We start from the raw sequence: 16,534 nt of genomic DNA on the forward strand, positions 1-16,534 counted from the left end.
ATGAGCGACATCCGCGACATGCTGGTCGAGCAGGTGAGCCGCCTGCTCGCCGACCGCTCCGACCCCGCCACCCTGCGCGCCGGCGAGGCCGGCACCTGGCCCGAGGAGCTCTGGTCCGAAGCCGAAGCCCTCGGCCTCCCGCTGGCCCTCGTCCCCGAGGAGCAGGGCGGCACCGGTCTCGGCTGGGGCGATGCGGCCGCGCTGTGGCAGGCGATGGGCCGCCACGCCGCCCCCATCCCCCTCGGCGAGAGCATGACGGCCGCCGCCCTCCTCGCCGCAGCGGGCATCACCCCGCCCACGGGCTTCATCGCCCTGGGCCTCCCCGGCGAGGCCGTCGCCTGGGGCCGCCGCGCCGCCCACCTCGCCCTTGCCCCCGGCGGCGAGGCCGCTCTCCACGCCCCCACGGACTGGCAGCAGGGCAGGGGCCCCATCGCCCGCGAACCAGCCGACCAGCCGGTCCTCGGCACGCCCTTGGCTGAAGGCCGCCTCCCTGCCGCCTACGGCCCTGACGCCGCCCTCCTCGCCGGCGCCCTGCTGAACGCCGCCCGCATCGCCGGCGCGCTGGAGGCCGTGCTCGACATGACCGTCGACTACGCCAACACCCGCAAGCAGTTCGGCCGCCCCATCGGCGGCTTCCAGGCCGTGCAACAGCTCCTCGCCCGCTGCGCCGGCGAGGTCGCCGCCGCCGGCGTCGCCGTCGCCAATGCCGGCCGCGCCGCCGACCGCCGCGGCCTGGCCGGCGCCGAGTTCGAGATCGCCGCCGCGAAGATCGTCTCCGGCGAGGCCGGCGGCACCGGCGCCGAGATCGTCCACCAGGTCCACGCCGCCATCGGCTTCACCGACGAGCACCCGCTGCATCTCTACACCCGCCGCATCTGGGCCTGGCGCGACGGCGCCGGGCCGGAGCGGCTCTGGGCCCGCCGCATCGGCGATGCCGCGCTCGCCCGCGGCGGCGCGCATCTCTGGGCCGACCTCACCAGCCGCGACGAGGAACCCGCCGCATGACCGACTACGTGAAGTACGAGCAGGATGGCCCGATCGTCACCCTGACCCTCAACGCGCCGGAGAAGCGCAACGCCATCTCCACCTTCGCCGATTGCGACGACGTCGTCGCTGCCGTCCACCGCATCAACCGCGACCGCTCGGTGCGCGCCGTCATCCTCACCGGCGCCGGCACCGCCTTCTGCGCCGGCGGCGACCTCAAGGCGATGCGCGACCGCCGCGGCATTCTCGAAGGCAGCCACGCCGATGTCCGCGAGAATTACCGCCGCGGCGTCCAGGCCATGGCCAACGCCCTCTACGACTGCGACGCCCCCACCATCGCCGCGGTGAACGGCCCCGCCATCGGCCTCGGCCTCGACGTCGCCTGCATGTGCGACATCCGCATCGCCTCCGACAAGGCGAGCTTCGCCGAGAGCTTCGTCAAGGTCGGCATCGTCCCCGGCGATGGCGGCGCCTGGCTGCTGCCCCGCGTCGTCGGCATGTCCGTCGCCGCCGAGATGAGCTTCACGGGAGACCTGCTGAGCCCGCAGGAGGCCAAGGAGGTCCGCCTCGTCTCCAGGGTCGTCCCGCATGAGGAGCTGATGGCTGCCGCCGGGGCACTCGCCGCCCGGATCGCCGCCAACCCGCCCGAGATGGTGCGCATGACCAAGAAGCTGCTGCGCGAGGGCCAGCACACCCGCCTCTCGACGCTGCTGGAGATGTCCGCCGCCTTCCAGGCCCTGGCGCACACGACCGAGGACCACAAGGAAGCCGTCAACGCCATGCTGGAGAAGCGCAAGCCGAGCTTCACCGGCCGCTGAACGGATAGGCGCCTCCGGCGCCTACTCCTCCCGAGCACCCAACGCTCGATCCATCAGGTCGAGCGCCTCCCCCTGTACCCGCTGCATGAGCTGCGCCAGCTCCTCCGCCGTCTCCAACCCAAGCCTTCGCGCCTGCTCCAGCATGGCGACCATCGCCTCCGCCTGGGCCGAGCCGGCATCCGCTGCGGCCACCCGCCGCGCCGCCGCGCTCATCTCCTCGAAGGTCCGCCTCGTGACCGCCGCCTGCTGCTCGGCGGCCGTCCGCAGCCAGCCGAGCGCCAGCCGGTTCGCCGCCGCCATCATCTCGATGCCGTGCCGCTGAAGCGCCAGCAGGTCCGGCGGCTCCGGAACCAGGGGCTGCAATCCTCGCCGCGCCTCTCCCTCCATGGCCGCCACCGTCTTTCCGCGTCCGCACCGGCGCCAGCTTGCCGGAAACCGGTCCCCCCGCGCCAGACCGAACTGAACGGGAGGGCGCCCAGCCGCGTTGTCCCGGACATCACCCGAGCGAGGCGCGCCATTATGGACTACCTCTCCGAGATGCTCCGCAACCAGCCGCACCAGCCCTCGGCCCTTGCAGTGATCGAGCGATGCATCGCCGCCTGCCGGGACTGCGCGCAGACCTGCACCAGCTGCGCCGATGCCTGCATGGCGGAGCAGGACCCGGGGATGCTGCTTTACTGCATCCGCCTCGACCTCGACTGCGCCGATATCTGCGCCGCCACGGGCCGCATCGTCTCCCGCTTGACGAAGCCGAACCGCGCCCTGACCGAGGCGGCTCTCGAGGCTTGCATCGTCGCCTGCGGCGCCTGCGCCGACGAGTGCCGCGAGCATGCGGAGATGCACGCCCATTGCCGGATCTGTGCCAAGGCCTGCGATGCCTGCGCCGAGGCCTGCCAATCCCTCCTCGGTGCCATGCAGTAAGGAGACGACCACCATGGCGAAGCAGTCCAAGGCCCAGCGCGAGACCGTCGAGCGCGTCATGCGCGAGTTCAAGGAGGGCGATCTGGAGACGAGCCGCGGCGCGCCTGTGCGCACGCAGCGCCAGGCCGTCGCCATCGCCCTGCACGAAGCCGGTGCCTCCCGCGACGAGACCCCGGCCGACAACCGCAGCAACCTCCGCCGCACCAAGACCCGCGAGCAGGACAGCGGCCAAACCAAGGCGGCGCTGCTGGCCGAGGCACGGCGCCGCGGCATTCCCGGACGGTCGACCATGGACAAGGCCGCACTGGTGCGCGCCCTCAACGCACACTAGCCTCCCCCGATCCGCAGCGAGGAGCCGAGACGATGCCCGACGCCAAGATCGCCCCCAACCTGCCGCAATGGATGCTCGACCACATCCAGCGCTACCTTTCGAGCGGCGGCACGGACGGGCACATGTACGAGGTCACGCCCCCCGGCTACCCCGAGATGGTGGTGCCCGCGCTGTTGCTGACGACGACCGGCCGCAAGTCGGGCGAGCGCTTCATATTCCCGCTCTTCTACGGTGAGACCGGCGACGGCTATGTCATCGTCGCCTCCAAAGGCGGCGCGCCGGAGCATCCCGGTTGGTACAAGAACCTCGTCGCCAACCCGGAGGTCGAGGTCCAGGTCGGCACGCGCAAGCTCAAGGCCCGCGCCCGTACCGTCAGCGGCGAGGAACGCGCCCGGCTGTGGACGCAGGCTCTCGAATTCTGGCCGCCTTATGCCGATTACGAGAAGAAGACCGACCGCGAGATCCCTGTGGTCGTCCTCGACCCCATCGTCTGACGGGAGGCGCTCAGCGCCTCCCCTCCAGCAGCCCCTGCGCCACCGCAAGTTCCGCGATCTGCACCGCGTTCAGCGCCGCCCCCTTCCGCAGGTTGTCGCTGACGCACCAGAAAGCCAGGCCATGCGGCACCGTCGCATCGCGCCGCAGCCGGCTGACATAGACCGCATCCTCGCCCGCCGCGTCGATCGGCGTGACGTAGCCGCCATCCTCCCGCTTGTCGACGAGCTGCAGCCCCGGCGCGTCCCGCAGCGCCTCAGTCGCCTGCTCGACGCTGATCGGCGCTTCGAACTCCACATGCACCGCCTCGGCATGCCCGACGAAGACCGGCACGCGCACGCAGGTGGCGATAACGGCGATGTCCGGGTCGAGGATCTTCCGCGTCTCCACCGCCATCTTCCACTCCTCCTTCGTCTCCCCGTCGTCCTGGAAGACATCGATATGCGGGATGACGTTGAAGGCGATCGTCTTGGTGAACTGCTCCGGCACCGTCGCATCGTTCACGTAGATGGCGCGGGTCTGGTTGAACAGCTCGTCCATCCCCTCCTTCCCCGCGCCGCTGACGGACTGGTAGGTCGAGACGACGACGCGCCTGATGCGGGCGATGTCGTGCAGCGGCTTTAGCGCCACCACCATCTGGATGGTCGAGCAGTTGGGGTTGGCGATGATCCCTCGCTTGCCGAGGCGCTTGAGCGCCTGCGGATTGACCTCCGGCACCACCAGCGGCACGTCGTGCTCCATGCGGAAACGGCTGGTATTGTCGATCACCAGGCACCCCGCGGCGGCGGCCCTTGGCGCATGCACCGCCGAGATCGCCGCCCCCGGCGAGAACAGCGCGAGATCCGTCCCCTTGAAGTCGAAGCTCTCGAGGCTCCTGACCTTCAGCACCGATTTCTCACCGAAGGACACCTCCGCCCCCACCGAGCGCGACGAGGCCAGGGCCACGACCTCGCGGACGGGGAAGTCCCGCTCCGCCAGGGTCTTCAGAATCTCGCGCCCTACCGCCCCGGTGGCGCCGACGACCGCGACCCTGTAGCTCATGTCCTGCTCCTTGCATCCTTCCGCATCGGCGCCTCCGGCCTCAGCGAATGCTTGCCCATCGCCGATCCCGGCCCCACTATCAAGCGGCCACCACATCCGATGGAGGATATCATGGCCTGGAAAAAGCCGCGGGTGACCGAAGTTTCGCTCGCCCTCGAAATCAACAGCTACGCCTGCGCTGAAATCGGCTGACCGCCGATCTGGCTTAAGGCAGCGCCGCGCCGGGGCACCCCCTCGGCGCGGCGCTGTCGCGACCGGCTTCTTTCTCACGGCGATGTCATCCCGCCGCCGCCGCTTGGCCGCGCATGCTCCCGGGCGAACCGCCGTGAAGGCGGAAGCGGGGAGGGACCCATGAAGCATTTCGCCATCCTGCTCGGCGCCGCCATCGCCGTGGCCGTGCCGGCCGTCGCCCAGAACCAGGCCCAGAACCAAGCCCAGCCGGGCCGCGCCCCCACCAACACGGGCGGCGCCGTCCCCGGCGAGACCAGCCCCGCGGTCCGCCCGCCCCCGCCCGGCCCCGTGCCCAATGCCGGCCAGAACAACCTCGACCGCCTCGGCCAATTCCGCACCACCGGCACCTCGATGCAGATCGAGACCGTGCCGCAGGACGGTCGCCGCGCCGACGCGATCCGCCGCAACCTCGAATCCATCCGCCTGCCCGAAGGCTTCCGCATCGAGCTTTATGCCGTCGTGCCGGATGCGCGGCACATCGCGGTCGGCCCCTCCTCCGGCGTCGTCTTCGTCGGCACCCGCAAGCAGCGCGTCTGGGCCATCACCGACCGCGACCGCGACCGCGTCGCCGACGAAGTGAAGGTCTTCGCCCCCTCAGTGCAGTTCAGCGTCCCCAACGGCCTCTGCTTCTCGCCCGACGGCATCCTGCACGTCGTCGAGCACAACCGCGTCATCGCCTTCCCCGCGGCCGAGTTCTTCTACGAGACGCCCGATGTCGCCGCCGAAGTGGTCGTCCCGCAGGGCGGGCTCATCCCCGCGGCGGAGGAGAGCTTCAACCACGGCGCCCGCGTCTGCCGCATCGGCCCGGACAACAAGCTCTACATCTCGCTCGGCCAGCCCTTCAACGTGCCCGCGCCGGCCAAGATGGACGTCTACAACCGCGTCGGCATCGGCGGCATCGTGCGGATGGACCGCAACGGCCAGAACCGCGAGGTCTATGCGCGCGGCATCCGCAACAGCGTCGGCATCGCCTTCCGCCCCGGTACCAGCGAGCTCTGGTTCACCGACAACCAGGTGGACGGCATGGGCGACGACACCCCGCCCGGCGAGCTGAACCGCATCACCGCGGCGAACCAGAATTTCGGCTTCCCCTGGTATGGCGGCGGCACGGTCCGCACCAATGAGTACCGCACCGCCCAGCCCCCGGCCGAGGCCGTCCCCCCCGTGGTCGAGACCGCCCCGCACGCCGCCGATCTCGGCCTCACCTTCTACGAGGGCCGCATGTTCCCCGAGGAATACCGCGGCGCCATCTTCAACGCCCAGCACGGCTCCTGGAACCGCACGACACCCATCGGCGCCCGTCTCATGGTCACCTTCCTCAACCAGGACGGTACGGTGCGCGAGCACCGGGCCTTCGCGGAAGGCTGGCTCGACGCCGAGACCAACGAATATCTCGGCCGTCCGGTTGATGTGGCAACGCTGCGCGACGGCTCCCTGCTGGTCTCCGACGACATGGCCGGCGCCGTCTACCGCATCTCCTACGACCGCCGCCGCTGATGCGGCTCGCCTGTCTCGGGCTGGCCCTCCTCCTGGCCAGCCCCGCTCTTGCCCCCGCCTGGGCACAGGAAGGCGACGCCCGCGCCGGCCGCCGCCTCGCCGGCGGCCGCTGCGCGGTCTGCCACGGCAATGACGGCATCGCCGTGCAGCCCGACGCCCCCAACCTCGCCGGCCAGAACCCCGCCTACCTAGCTGAGCAGCTCCGCGCCTTCCGCGACAAGGTACGGGTCCACGAGCAGATGAACCTCATGGCCGCCGCCCTCAGCGAGACCGACATCGCCAACCTCGCCGCCTGGTACGCCGCCATCGAGGTGACGGCGACGCCTCCCGGGCGCTAGTCTCCCCGCATGCTCCAGGCCATCGTCCTCGGCGCCGCGGCTGGCGGCGGCTTCCCGCAATGGAATTCCGCCGGCCCCGGCTGCCTCCGCGCCCGCGCCGGCGACCCCGCCGTGCGCCCCCGCACCCAGGCCTCCCTCGCGGTGACCGCCGATGGCGAGCGCTGGGTGCTGCTCAACGCCTCGCCCGACCTCCGCACCCAGCTCCAGGCGACGCCCGCCCTCCACCCGCAGCCACGCGACGGCGCCATCCGCCACTCCCCCATCGCCGCCGTGGTCCTGACCGGCGCCGAAGTGGACACCATCACCGGCCTTCTGACGCTCCGCGAAGGCCATCCCTTCGCCCTCTACGGCGCTCCGCAATCGCTCGATGTCCTCGCCGCCAACCCCATCTTCCTCGCCGTGAATCCGGCCCTCGTCACCCGCCGCCCGCTGCCGCTGGAGGCGCCGCTCCCGCTGACGGATGCCGCCGGCACTCCCCTCGGCCTCACGGTCGAAGCCTATCCCGTCCCCGGCAAGATCCCGCTCTTCGCCGAGCAGGGCAGGGACCCCGGCCGCGCCGACGAGGGCGAGACCATCGGCCTCCGCCTCTCCGCCCATGGCCGCAGCCTCCACTTCATCCCCGGCTGCGCCGCCATGACCCCGGCCATGGCCGCCCGCCTCCGCAACGCCGACTGCCTCTTCATCGACGGCACCCTCTGGCGCGATGACGAGATGATCCGCGCCGGCGCCGGCCCCAAGACCGGCGCCCGCATGGGCCATATGAGCATCTCCGGCCCCGGGGGCGTCCTCGCCGCCTGCGAGGGCCTCGCCATCCGCCGCCGCATCCTCATCCACCTGAACAACACCAACCCCGTCCTGCTGGACGACAGCCCCGAGCGCGCAGCGGTCCATGCCGCCGGCTGGGAGGTCGCCGAGGACGGCATGGAGGTCACCCCATGACCGACGACCTGCTCCCGCCCGAGGAATTGCACGCCCGCCTCGAGGCGATCGGCGCCGAGCGCTACCACGTCCACCACCCCTTCCATCACCTGCTGCACGGGGGGAAGCTGACGAAGCCGCAGGTCCAGGCCTGGGCGCTCAACCGCTACTACTACCAGGCGAGCATCCCGGCGAAGGACGCCTCGCTCCTCGCCCGCCTGCCGACGCCCGAGCTCCGCCGCGAATGGCGCCGCCGCATCGTCGACCATGACGGCGACGGCACCCACCCGGGCGGCATCGAGCGCTGGCTGAAGCTCACCGACGGCCTGGGCCTCGACCGCGACTACGTCGTCTCGCTGCAGGGCCTGCTCCCCGCCACCCGCTTCGCCGTCGATGCCTACGTGAATTTCGTGAAGTCCCGCTCCGTGCTGGAAGCCGTTGCTTCCTCACTGACCGAGATGTTCTCGCCCGCGATCATCTCGGAGCGCGTCTCCGGCATGCTGCGCAGCTACGACTTCGTCTCGGAGGCGACGCTCGCCTACTTCACCCCTCGCCTGACCCAGGCCCCGCAGGATGTCGACTTCGCCCTCGGCTACGTGAAGCGCGAGGCCCGCACCCGCGCCGAGCAGGAGCAGGTGCTCGCCGCCCTCCGCTTCAAATGCAACCTGCTCTGGGCCCAGCTCGACGCCCTCCACTTCGCCTATGTGGAACCGGCCCTCCCACCCCCGGGCGCCTTCCGCCCATGAGCCCCGAAACGGTCCCGAAGCTGGCCCGCGGCATGAAGCTTCGCGAGGACAAGACCCGCGCCCAATGGGTCGTCCTCGGCCCCGAGCGCATGTTCGTTCCCGACGAGATCGCCCTCGAGATCATCCGCCTGCTCGACGGCACCAGCAGCCTCGCCGCCATCGCCGACGCGCTCGCCGCCCGCTACTCAGCTCCGCGCGAGGAAATCCTCGCCGACATCACCACCCTATTGGACGATCTGGCCGCCAAGGGCGTTGTGACGGCATGACCGCCCCCCCGCTCGCCCTGCTGGCCGAGCTCACCCATCGCTGCCCACTGCGCTGCCCCTATTGCTCCAACCCCACCGCGCTCACCCGCCCGGGCGAGGAACTGGACACCGCCACCTGGTCCCGCATCTTCGTGGAGGCCGCCGATCTCGGCTGCCTGCAGATCCACCTCTCCGGCGGCGAGCCTACCGCCCGCCGCGATATCCTCGACCTCGTCCGTGCCGCGAGCACCGCCGGCCTCTACACCAACCTCATCACCTCCGGCGTCCTGCTGAACGGCACCCGCCTCGACGCGCTGGCGGAGGCCGGCCTCGACCACGTCCAGCTCTCCATCCAGGATGCCGAGCCGACGTCCGCCGACCGCATCGGCGGCTACCGCGGCGGCCACGCGAAGAAGCTCGCCTTCGCCCATCTGGTCACCGAAGCCGGCCTGCCGCTGACCCTCAACGCCGTCGTCCACCGCCAGAACCTCGACCGCCTGCCCGCGATGATCGACCTCGCCCTGGAATTGGGCGCCGGCCGCCTCGAAGTCGCCCATGTCCAGTACTACGGCTGGGCCCTGGCCAACCGCGACGCCCTGATGCCGACCCGCGCCCAGCTCGACGCCGCCACCGCGACCGTCGAGGCCGCCCGCACCACCCATCGCGGCCGCCTCGTCATCGACTACGTCGTGCCCGACTACTACGCGACCCGCCCGAAATCCTGCATGGGCGGCTGGGGCCAGCGCTTCCTCGCCGTCTCCCCCGCCGGCCGCATCCTGCCTTGCCATGCGGCGGAGAGCCTGCCCGGCTTCGACTTTCCCGACGCTCGCACCACCACCCTCCGCGCCGCTTGGGAGGAGTCGGAAGCCTTCAACCGCTTCCGCGGCACCGGATGGATGCCAGAACCTTGCCAGGGCTGCGCCCGCGCCGAGCAGGATTGGGGCGGCTGCCGCTGCCAGGCCTTCGCCCTCACCGGCGACGCGGCGGCGACCGACCCCGCCTGCGCCCTTTCTCCTCACCACGCCTTGCTCGCCCTGGCGCTGGAAGCCTCCGACCGAGCCGGGGAGGGTTTCACCTACCGCGAGCCGGGCCGCTTGCCTCAGCCCGCGCCGGTCCTACCTCTAGCCTGAACCCGGGAGACATCAGCATGTTCATGCGCGCCGCCGCCACCACCGCCGCCGCTGCCACGACAACCGGCATGGTCGTCGCCAGCTTCGCCTTCCTCACCGGCCTCGGCCTCGGCGCCGCCGCGGTGGGCGGGGCCTGCCTCGCCCGCCAGGCGATGAAGCGCCGCAACAGCTGGAAGGACGACACCACCAGCATGCCGACGACCGAGGCGATGCCGGACGAAGGCGAGCCCATGGCCGGCGCCAACCCCATCTGACTCGCCATGGCCGGGCCTGGCCCGGCCATCTCGCCTCAGTCCGGGATGAGCGCCGTCGCCTCGATCTCGACCCGCGCCTCCGGCTCCACCAGCGCTACCACCTGCACCAGCGTCATCGCCGGAAAATGCCGCCCCATGACGGCACGGTAGGCCGGCCCCAGCGCCCGCAGGCTGTCCCGGTACTCCGCCATGTCGGTGACGTACCAGGTCATCCGCCCGATATGCTCCGGCCCGCCACCCGCCTCGGCCAGCACCGCGAGGATGTTCCGCAGCGCCTGCTGCACCTGCCCGATGAAGCCCCCGGCGAAGCGCCCCTCCGCATCCCAGCCGATCTGCCCGCCGAGCAGCACGGTCTTGCCGCGCCCTGCCATGCCGTTCGCATAGCCCCTCGGCTGCGGCCAGCCCGGCGGCTGAAGGCTCTCGAGACTCACGCGATCCCTCCCCGACGCAAGGCGAAGCGTTGCAGCTTGCCGGTCTCCGTCCGCGGCAGGCTTGCCACGAACTCCAGCCGGCGCGGATACTTGTAGGGCGCGATCTCCGCCTTCACATGCTCCTGCAGGGCACGCTCGGTCGCTGCATCGGCAATGGCGCCTGCGGCGAGCACGACGAAGGCCTTCACCACCATCCCCCGCTCGTCATCCGGCACGCCGACCACGCCGCATTCCCGCACCAGCGGATGCGTCAGCAGCGCCGCCTCCACCTCCGGTCCCGCGATGTTGTAGCCGGCGGAGACGATCATGTCGTCGCTCCGCGCCTGGTACCAGAAATACCCGTCCTCGTCCTGGACGTAGGTATCCCCGGTGATGTTCCAGCCGCGCTCGACATACCGCGCCTGCCGCGGATCATCGAGGTAGCGGCACCCCGTCGGCCCCCGCACGGCGAGCCGCCCCGCCACCCCGCGCGGCACCTCCTCGCCATCCGCATCGACGACCTTCGCCTCGTAGCCCGGCACCGGCAGCCCGGTCGCGCCGGGCCGGATCTCCTCCTCTCGCGCCGCGATGAAGATGTGCAGCATCTCTGTCGCCCCGATCCCGTCCATCAACTTGAGGCCAGTCACCGCCCGCCACGCCTCGAAGATCGGCTTCGGCAACACCTCCCCCGCCGAGACGCACTTCCTCAAGCTGGACAGGTCATGTTCCCCGGCCTTCGCCGCCATCGCCCGATACGCGGTCGGCGCGGTGAAGCACACCGTCGCCCGGTGCCGCGCGATCGCCGGCAGCAGGTCATCCGGCGAGGCCCGTTCCAGCAGCACCGCCGTCGCGCCGACGCTGAACGGGAACAGCACCAGCCCCCCGAGCCCGAAGGTGAAGGCCAGTGGCGGCGAGCCGATGAACACATCCGACGCCTCGGGCCGCAGCACCTCCCGCCCATAGGCATCGCAGATCGCCAGCATGTCGCGATGGAAATGCAGTGTCCCCTTCGGTTCCCCAGTGGTGCCCGAGGTGAAGCCGATCAAGCAGATGTCGTCGGCCGCCGTATCGCAGGCGGCAAACTCGGGGCTCTCCCGGGCGCAGAGCCCCTCCAGCTCCCCATCCCCCCAATGCAGCACATGCCTGAGATCGGGCGCCTCCGCCCCGGCCAGCGCCTCGCCCAGCCTGGCATCGCAGAGCGCGTGGCTGATGCACGCCTTCCGCAGCATCTGCCCGAGTTCCTTGGCACGCAGCAACGGCATGGTGGCGACGACGATCCCGCCCGCCTTCAGCACCGCGAAATAGGCCGCCACCATCCAGGCCGTATTGGCGCCCCGCAGCAGCACCCGGTTGCCCGGCACCAGCCCCGTGCGATGGACGAGCACATTAGCGATCCGGTTCACCCGCTCGGCGAGCTGCGCATAGGTCAGCGTCTCCGTCGGCGTCACTAGCGCCGGATGATCCGCCCGCCTCGCCAGATTCCCATCCAGCAGCACGCCTGCGCAATTGACCCGCGCCGGATACCGCAGCTGCGGCAAGGTGAAGCGGAATTCCGGCCACATTTCCCGCGGCGGCAACCGCTCCCGCGCGAAGCCGTCGGCATGCGCCGAGACGGTCTCCATCATCATGCCATCCATCGCCACCTCCCATCCCGGAGTGCAGTCGGCCGGCTGTGCGTGATCCACTAGTTAGTCGCCCTTGAAGACCGGGCGCTGCTTGGCCGCGAATGCCTCATAGGCGCGGCGGAAATCCCCTGTCGTCATGCAGAGCGCCTGGGCGACGGCCTCGGCCTCGATCGCCTGCTCGACGCTCATCGCCCATTCCATCTGCAGCATGCGCTTGGTCATCGCATGGCCGAAGCTCGGCCCCTCCGCAATCTCCCTAGCAAGCGCCGCCGCCTTCCCCGCCAGCTCCTCCGCCGCGTGCACCGCATTGAAGAACCCCCAGGCGTGTCCTTCCTCCGCCGTCATCGACCGCCCGAGATAGAGCAGCTCGCTCGCCCGCCCCTGACCTATGATCCGCGGCAGGATCGCGCAGGCGCCCATGTCGCAGCCCGCCAGCCCGACGCGGTTGAACAGGAAGGCCACCTTCGCCCGCGGCGTCGCAAGGCGCAGATCGGCGCTCATGGCGAGGATCGCGCCCGCCCCGGCAGCGACGCCATCGACGGCCGCGATGATCGGCTGCGGGCAGGCCCGCATCGCCTTCACCAGCTCGCCCGTCATCGCGGTGAACTGCATCAGCCCCTTGGTATCGCGCTCGATGAGCGGCCCGATGATCTCGTGCACATCGCCGCCCGAGCAGAAATTCCCCCCCGCGCCGGCGAGGACGAAGACCTTCACCTGCTCTTCGCGCACGGCAGCCCGGAACAGCGCGCCGAGCTCCGCATAGCTCTCGAAGGTCAGCGGATTCTTCCGCTCCGGCCGGTCGAGGGTGATCGTCGCCACCGCCCCCTCCACCGCGAGCCGAAAATGCTCCGCCCGATATCCTGCCAGCGGAATCATGCGCCACTCTCCTCCAAGCCCGCCGTCACGCTCGCCTTCGCCCGCCCGAGCAGCGCCTGCAGCGCCTCCCGCTCGGCGAGGCTCAGCCCGCCCAGCAGCTCCGCCACCCAGCCCTCATGCGCCGCCGACTGCCGCGCGAATTCCCGCCGCCCCTTGGCCGTCAGCCGAAGGCTCTGCGCCCGCCGATCGGTCGCGCTGACGCGCCGCTCGACCAGCCCCTCCTCCTCCAGCCGCGCGGCAAGCCCCGTGACATTCCCGTTGCTGACCATCATCCGCCGCGAGATCTCGCCGAGCGTCAGCCCGCCCGGATGCCGTTCCAGCTGCGCCAGCAGGTCGAAGCGCGGCAGCGTCGTGTCGAACTCGGCCCTGAGTCTCCGCCTGATCTCCGCCTCGATCAGGTTGGTACAGGTCAGCAGCCGCAGCCACAGCCGCAGCTCGTCCTTGTGCCCCGGCGGCGCATCGGCCAGCGCCGTCTCCGCATCGAGCGGCATCACGCCTCGCCCCCCGCCACCGGCAGCGCCACGCCATTCACCGCCGCCGCCTCGGGCAGACACAGGAAGACGACAGCCGCCGCCACCTCCTCCGGCTGCACCAGCCGCCCCTGCGGATTGTGCCGCGTCAGCTCCGCCCTGGCCTCCGCCTCGCCCCGCCCGGTCTTCGCCATGATGCGCGCGACGCTCTCGGCGACGATCTCCGTCTCGGTGAAGCCCGGACACAGGCAGTTCACGGTTACGCCCCGCCCGGCGACTTCCAGCGCCAGCGCCCGCGTCAGCCCGAGCAGCCCATGCTTCGCCGCCGCATAGGCCGTGACGTAAGGATAGCCCTTCACCGCTGCCGTCGAGGCGATGTTGACGATGCGCCCATGCCCCGTCCCGAGCATCCCCGGCAGCACCGCGCGGATGACGGCGGCGGCGCCCAGCAGGTTCACCCCCAGCATCCGCCCCCAGAGCGCATCATCGGTCCTGAGAAACGGCGCGCTCTCGGCCGCGCCGGCCGCATTCACCAGCAGCGCACAGCGGGGCAGGGGAGGGAGTTCCCCCGCCACATCGCCCAGGACGAAGCCGCTCGCCGCTCCCGCTTCGACCGCCGCCCGCAGCGGCGCCTCGCGCCGCCCGAGCACCGTCACCTCTGCCCCCGCCGCGCTCAGCGCCCGCGCGCAAGCCAGGCCGATCCCGCTGCCCCCGCCGGTGACGAGCGCAGGCAGACCCCTCAATGCGGCGCTGCCATGATCCATGATGCTTGAAGCCTAAAACATCGTCTCCAGATCCCGCAACGCCCAATTCCGGTTGCGGCGGAAAATAGTTGAAGCCTAAACTATCCGGTCAGCGGAGGCCTCTCCATGCGCATCGCGATCATCGGCGGCGGCCCCGCCGGCCTCTACTTCGCCATCCTGATGCAGCGCGACTTCCCCAGCGCTCGCATCACCGTGGTGGAGCGCAACCGCGCCGACGACACCTTCGGCTTCGGCGTCGTCTTCAGCGACGCGACGCTCGACGCCTTCGCCGCCGCCGATGCGCCGAGCTACCGCGCCATCACCGAGAGCTTCGCCTACTGGGACGACATCGCCATCCACGCGAAGGGCGCGGTCCACCGCATCGGCGGCAACGGCTTTTGCGGCTGCTCCCGCCGTACCCTGCTGCTGCTGCTCCAGCAGCGCGCCCGCCAGCTCGGCGTCGAGCTCCGCTTCGGCGAGGAAGCCCAGCCCGAGGATTTCCCCGATGCCGACCTCATCGTCGCCGCCGACGGCATCAACAGCCCCATCCGCACCCGCTTCGCCGAGCATTTCCAGCCCGAGGTCACCCTCCGCCCCAACCGCTTCGCCTGGATGGGATCGACGCGCCCCTTCGACGCCTTCACCTTCTTCTTCAAGGAGCGGCCCGAGGGCATCTTCATCGCCCATTGCTACCAGTACGAGGCGAATGCCAGCACCTGGGTCCTCGAGACCGACCCGGAGACCTTCGTGCGCGCCGGGCTCGACGCCATGGACGAGGCGCAGAGCGCCCGCTTCATGGAGGAGGTCTTTGCCGAGGAACTCGCCGGCCACCGCCTGATCACCAACCGCTCCGCCTGGCGCCGCTTCCCCGCGCTGAAATGCGCCCGCTGGACGCGCGGCAACCTCGTCCTGATCGGCGACGCCAAGGCCAGCGCCCACTTCTCCATCGGCTCCGGCACCAAGCTGGCGATGGAGGACGCCATCGCCCTCCACCAGTCCTTCCTGCAGGCCGGCGACACGGCGGACGCCCTCTCGCGCTTCGAGCACGGCCGCCGCGAGGATGTGGAGAAAACCCAGCACGCGGCGGATGTCTCCCTCGTCTGGTTCGAGCATGTCCGCCGCTTCTGGGACATGCACCCGACGCGCTTCGCCTTCGGCCTGATGACCCGCAGCAAGGCCATCACCTGGGACAACCTCGCCCTCCGCGCCCCCGAATTCGTCGCCGAGGCGCAAGCGGTCTTCGCCACGGAGGAAGACGGCGACCCCGCCAAGCCGCCCATGTTCCAGCCCCTCCGCCTGCGCGGCCTGGAGCTCGCCAACCGCACCGTCGTCTCGCCCATGTGCATGTACAGTGCGGAAGACGGCCTCCCCACCGACTTCCACCTGATGCATTACGGCGCGCGTGCCGTCGGCGGCGCCGGCCTCATCTTCACCGAGATGACCTGCCCCTCCGCCGAGGCGCGCATCACCCCCGGCTGCACCGGCCTCTGGACCGACGCGCAGGAAGTCGCCTGGACCCGCATCGTCTCCTTCGTCCACCAGCACGGCCCGACGAAGATCGCGCTTCAGTTGGGCCACGCCGGCCGCAAGGGCGCGACGAAGCTGATGTGGGAAGGCATGGACCGCCCGCTGGAGCAGGGCGCCTGGCCCATCCTCTCCGCCAGCCCCATTCCCTACCGCCCCGACAACCAGACCCCGCGCGAGATGACCCGCACCGACATGGACGCGGTGAAGGCCGACTTCCTGGCCGCCGCCACGCGCGCCCTCCGCTGCGGCTTCGACATGCTGGAACTGCACTGCGCCCATGGCTACCTGCTCGCCAGCTTCCTCTCCCCACTGACCAACCGCCGCACCGACGAGTACGGCGGCCCCATCGCCAACCGCCTCCGCTACCCGCTCGAGGTCTTCACCGCCCTCCGCGCCCTCTGGCCCGCGGACAAGCCCATGTCCGTCCGCCTCAGCGCCACCGACTGGGCCGATGGCGGCATTTCCGACGCGGACACGCTGGCGATCGCCCGCGCCTTCGCCGCCGCCGGCTGCGACCTGATCGACGTCTCCACCGGCCAGACCGTCCACGACGCCGCCCCCGTCTTCGGCCGCATGTTCCAGGTCCCCTGGTCCGACATGATCCGCCAGGAGGCCGGCATCGCCACCCTATGCGTCGGCAACATCACCACCGCCGACCAGGTGAACACCATCCTCGCCGCCGGCCGTGCCGATCTCGTCGCGCTCGCCCGCCCGCACCTGACGGACCCCAGCTTCACCCTCCGCGCCGCCGCCGGCTACGGCGTCGCCGACATCGCCTGCCCGCCGCAATACCGCTGGGGTAAGGACGCCTTGCTGCGCAACGCCGCCCGCGAGCAGTCCGACCTCCGCGATCTCCGCCTCAAGGCCCGCCCCCGCAGCCACACCCCCCAATGGACGTTGCCGCGCGCCGCGGAGTAGCCTCGCGCCATCGCAGGGA

The 16,534-nt window shown here is 70.9% G+C and carries 21 protein-coding genes; 14 read left to right on the forward strand and 7 right to left on the reverse strand.

Going from position 1 to position 16,534, the window contains the following annotated elements; genetic code table 11:
- Positions 1-1,005, forward strand: coding sequence for an acyl-CoA dehydrogenase family protein (locus JMJ56_RS01910; protein ID WP_202829912.1), 1,005 nt, complete (start codon positions 1-3; stop codon positions 1,003-1,005).
- Positions 1,002-1,802, forward strand: coding sequence for a crotonase/enoyl-CoA hydratase family protein (locus tag JMJ56_RS01915; protein ID WP_202829913.1), 801 nt, complete (start codon positions 1,002-1,004; stop codon positions 1,800-1,802). Before JMJ56_RS01910 ends, JMJ56_RS01915 begins: the two co-directional genes overlap by 4 nt.
- A gap of 21 nt (positions 1,803-1,823) precedes the next feature.
- On the opposite strand, the gene JMJ56_RS01920 is transcribed toward JMJ56_RS01915, so the two are convergent.
- Entirely contained in the window at positions 1,824-2,165 is a 342-nt protein-coding gene (locus JMJ56_RS01920) for a phasin family protein (protein ID WP_202829914.1), read from the reverse strand.
- 156 nt (positions 2,166-2,321) lie between these two features.
- Between JMJ56_RS01920 and JMJ56_RS01925 the strand changes: the two genes are divergently transcribed.
- Genes JMJ56_RS01925 through JMJ56_RS01935 form a run of 3 tightly spaced genes read left to right on the forward strand, consistent with a single transcriptional unit; the run spans position 2,322 to position 3,548 of the window.
- Positions 2,322-2,723: a four-helix bundle copper-binding protein gene (locus JMJ56_RS01925; RefSeq protein WP_202829915.1), complete on the forward strand. Its 402-nt coding sequence runs from the start codon at positions 2,322-2,324 to the stop codon at positions 2,721-2,723.
- 13 nt (positions 2,724-2,736) lie between these two features.
- Positions 2,737-3,054, forward strand: coding sequence for a DUF6496 domain-containing protein (locus JMJ56_RS01930; RefSeq protein ID WP_202829916.1), 318 nt, complete (start codon positions 2,737-2,739; stop codon positions 3,052-3,054).
- Positions 3,055-3,086: 32 nt separating this feature from the next.
- Complete coding sequence (locus JMJ56_RS01935; protein WP_202829917.1) at positions 3,087-3,548, forward strand: nitroreductase family deazaflavin-dependent oxidoreductase; 462 nt, start codon at positions 3,087-3,089, stop codon at positions 3,546-3,548.
- A gap of 10 nt (positions 3,549-3,558) precedes the next feature.
- On the opposite strand, the gene JMJ56_RS01940 is transcribed toward JMJ56_RS01935, so the two are convergent.
- Entirely contained in the window at positions 3,559-4,587 is a 1,029-nt protein-coding gene (locus JMJ56_RS01940; protein WP_202829918.1) for an aspartate-semialdehyde dehydrogenase, read from the reverse strand.
- Positions 4,588-4,638: 51 nt separating this feature from the next.
- Here JMJ56_RS01940 and pqqA point away from each other — a divergent pair, with 51 nt between their 5' ends.
- The 8 genes from pqqA to JMJ56_RS01980 all read left to right on the forward strand — a co-directional run bounded on the left by pqqA (position 4,639) and on the right by JMJ56_RS01980 (position 9,946).
- The gene (gene pqqA / locus JMJ56_RS01945) at positions 4,639-4,779 is read left to right on the forward strand and encodes a pyrroloquinoline quinone precursor peptide PqqA (protein ID WP_202829919.1); all 141 of its coding nucleotides are present in this window, start codon (positions 4,639-4,641) and stop codon (positions 4,777-4,779) included.
- Positions 4,780-4,938: 159 nt separating this feature from the next.
- The gene (locus tag JMJ56_RS01950; RefSeq protein WP_202829920.1) at positions 4,939-6,315 is read left to right on the forward strand and encodes a PQQ-dependent sugar dehydrogenase; all 1,377 of its coding nucleotides are present in this window, start codon (positions 4,939-4,941) and stop codon (positions 6,313-6,315) included.
- Positions 6,315-6,653 carry a c-type cytochrome gene (locus JMJ56_RS01955; RefSeq protein ID WP_202829921.1) on the forward strand — a complete coding sequence of 113 codons (339 nt, stop codon included), beginning with the start codon at positions 6,315-6,317 and terminating at the stop codon, positions 6,651-6,653. The genes JMJ56_RS01950 and JMJ56_RS01955 overlap by 1 nt, the downstream gene beginning before the upstream one ends.
- 9 nt (positions 6,654-6,662) lie before the next feature.
- A complete protein-coding gene (gene pqqB / locus JMJ56_RS01960) occupies positions 6,663-7,592 on the forward strand; it encodes a pyrroloquinoline quinone biosynthesis protein PqqB (RefSeq protein WP_202829922.1) in 930 nt (309 codons plus the stop codon).
- A complete protein-coding gene (gene pqqC / locus JMJ56_RS01965) occupies positions 7,589-8,317 on the forward strand; it encodes a pyrroloquinoline-quinone synthase PqqC (RefSeq protein WP_202829923.1) in 729 nt (242 codons plus the stop codon). Before pqqB ends, pqqC begins: the two co-directional genes overlap by 4 nt.
- Entirely contained in the window at positions 8,314-8,583 is a 270-nt protein-coding gene (pqqD, locus tag JMJ56_RS01970; RefSeq protein ID WP_236037378.1) for a pyrroloquinoline quinone biosynthesis peptide chaperone PqqD, read from the forward strand. The genes pqqC and pqqD overlap by 4 nt, the downstream gene beginning before the upstream one ends.
- Positions 8,580-9,692, forward strand: coding sequence for a pyrroloquinoline quinone biosynthesis protein PqqE (pqqE, locus tag JMJ56_RS01975; protein WP_202829925.1), 1,113 nt, complete (start codon positions 8,580-8,582; stop codon positions 9,690-9,692). Before pqqD ends, pqqE begins: the two co-directional genes overlap by 4 nt.
- A 17-nt stretch (positions 9,693-9,709) precedes the next feature.
- Positions 9,710-9,946 (forward strand): hypothetical protein, encoded by a 237-nt coding sequence (locus JMJ56_RS01980; protein WP_202829926.1) that lies wholly within the window; start codon positions 9,710-9,712, stop codon positions 9,944-9,946.
- 35 nt (positions 9,947-9,981) lie between these two features.
- Here the strand turns inward: JMJ56_RS01980 and JMJ56_RS01985 are convergent, their stop codons facing one another.
- From JMJ56_RS01985 to JMJ56_RS02005, 5 genes are read right to left on the reverse strand one after another with little or no spacing between them, the layout of a single operon-like run.
- The gene (locus JMJ56_RS01985; protein ID WP_328702235.1) at positions 9,982-10,377 is read right to left on the reverse strand and encodes a RidA family protein; all 396 of its coding nucleotides are present in this window, start codon (positions 10,375-10,377) and stop codon (positions 9,982-9,984) included.
- Positions 10,374-11,993, reverse strand: a complete 1,620-nt coding sequence (locus JMJ56_RS01990; RefSeq protein ID WP_236037379.1) for a benzoate-CoA ligase family protein — start codon at positions 11,991-11,993, stop codon at positions 10,374-10,376. Before JMJ56_RS01990 ends, JMJ56_RS01985 begins: the two co-directional genes overlap by 4 nt.
- A gap of 51 nt (positions 11,994-12,044) precedes the next feature.
- Positions 12,045-12,857 carry an enoyl-CoA hydratase family protein gene (locus JMJ56_RS01995; protein ID WP_202829927.1) on the reverse strand — a complete coding sequence of 271 codons (813 nt, stop codon included), beginning with the start codon at positions 12,855-12,857 and terminating at the stop codon, positions 12,045-12,047.
- On the reverse strand, positions 12,854-13,348 hold the full coding sequence (locus tag JMJ56_RS02000; protein WP_236037380.1) for a MarR family winged helix-turn-helix transcriptional regulator: 495 nt from the start codon (positions 13,346-13,348) through the stop codon (positions 12,854-12,856). The genes JMJ56_RS01995 and JMJ56_RS02000 overlap by 4 nt, the downstream gene beginning before the upstream one ends.
- Positions 13,348-14,091, reverse strand: coding sequence for an SDR family NAD(P)-dependent oxidoreductase (locus tag JMJ56_RS02005; protein WP_202829929.1), 744 nt, complete (start codon positions 14,089-14,091; stop codon positions 13,348-13,350). The genes JMJ56_RS02000 and JMJ56_RS02005 overlap by 1 nt, the downstream gene beginning before the upstream one ends.
- A gap of 105 nt (positions 14,092-14,196) precedes the next feature.
- On the opposite strand from JMJ56_RS02005, the gene JMJ56_RS02010 reads away from it, so the two are divergent.
- Positions 14,197-16,515 (forward strand): bifunctional salicylyl-CoA 5-hydroxylase/oxidoreductase, encoded by a 2,319-nt coding sequence (locus tag JMJ56_RS02010; RefSeq protein WP_202829930.1) that lies wholly within the window; start codon positions 14,197-14,199, stop codon positions 16,513-16,515.
- Positions 16,516-16,534 lie beyond the last annotated feature (19 nt).

Source organism: Belnapia arida, from assembly GCF_016773205.1.
In the GTDB taxonomy this organism is placed as follows: Bacteria; Pseudomonadota; Alphaproteobacteria; order Acetobacterales; family Acetobacteraceae; genus Belnapia; species Belnapia arida.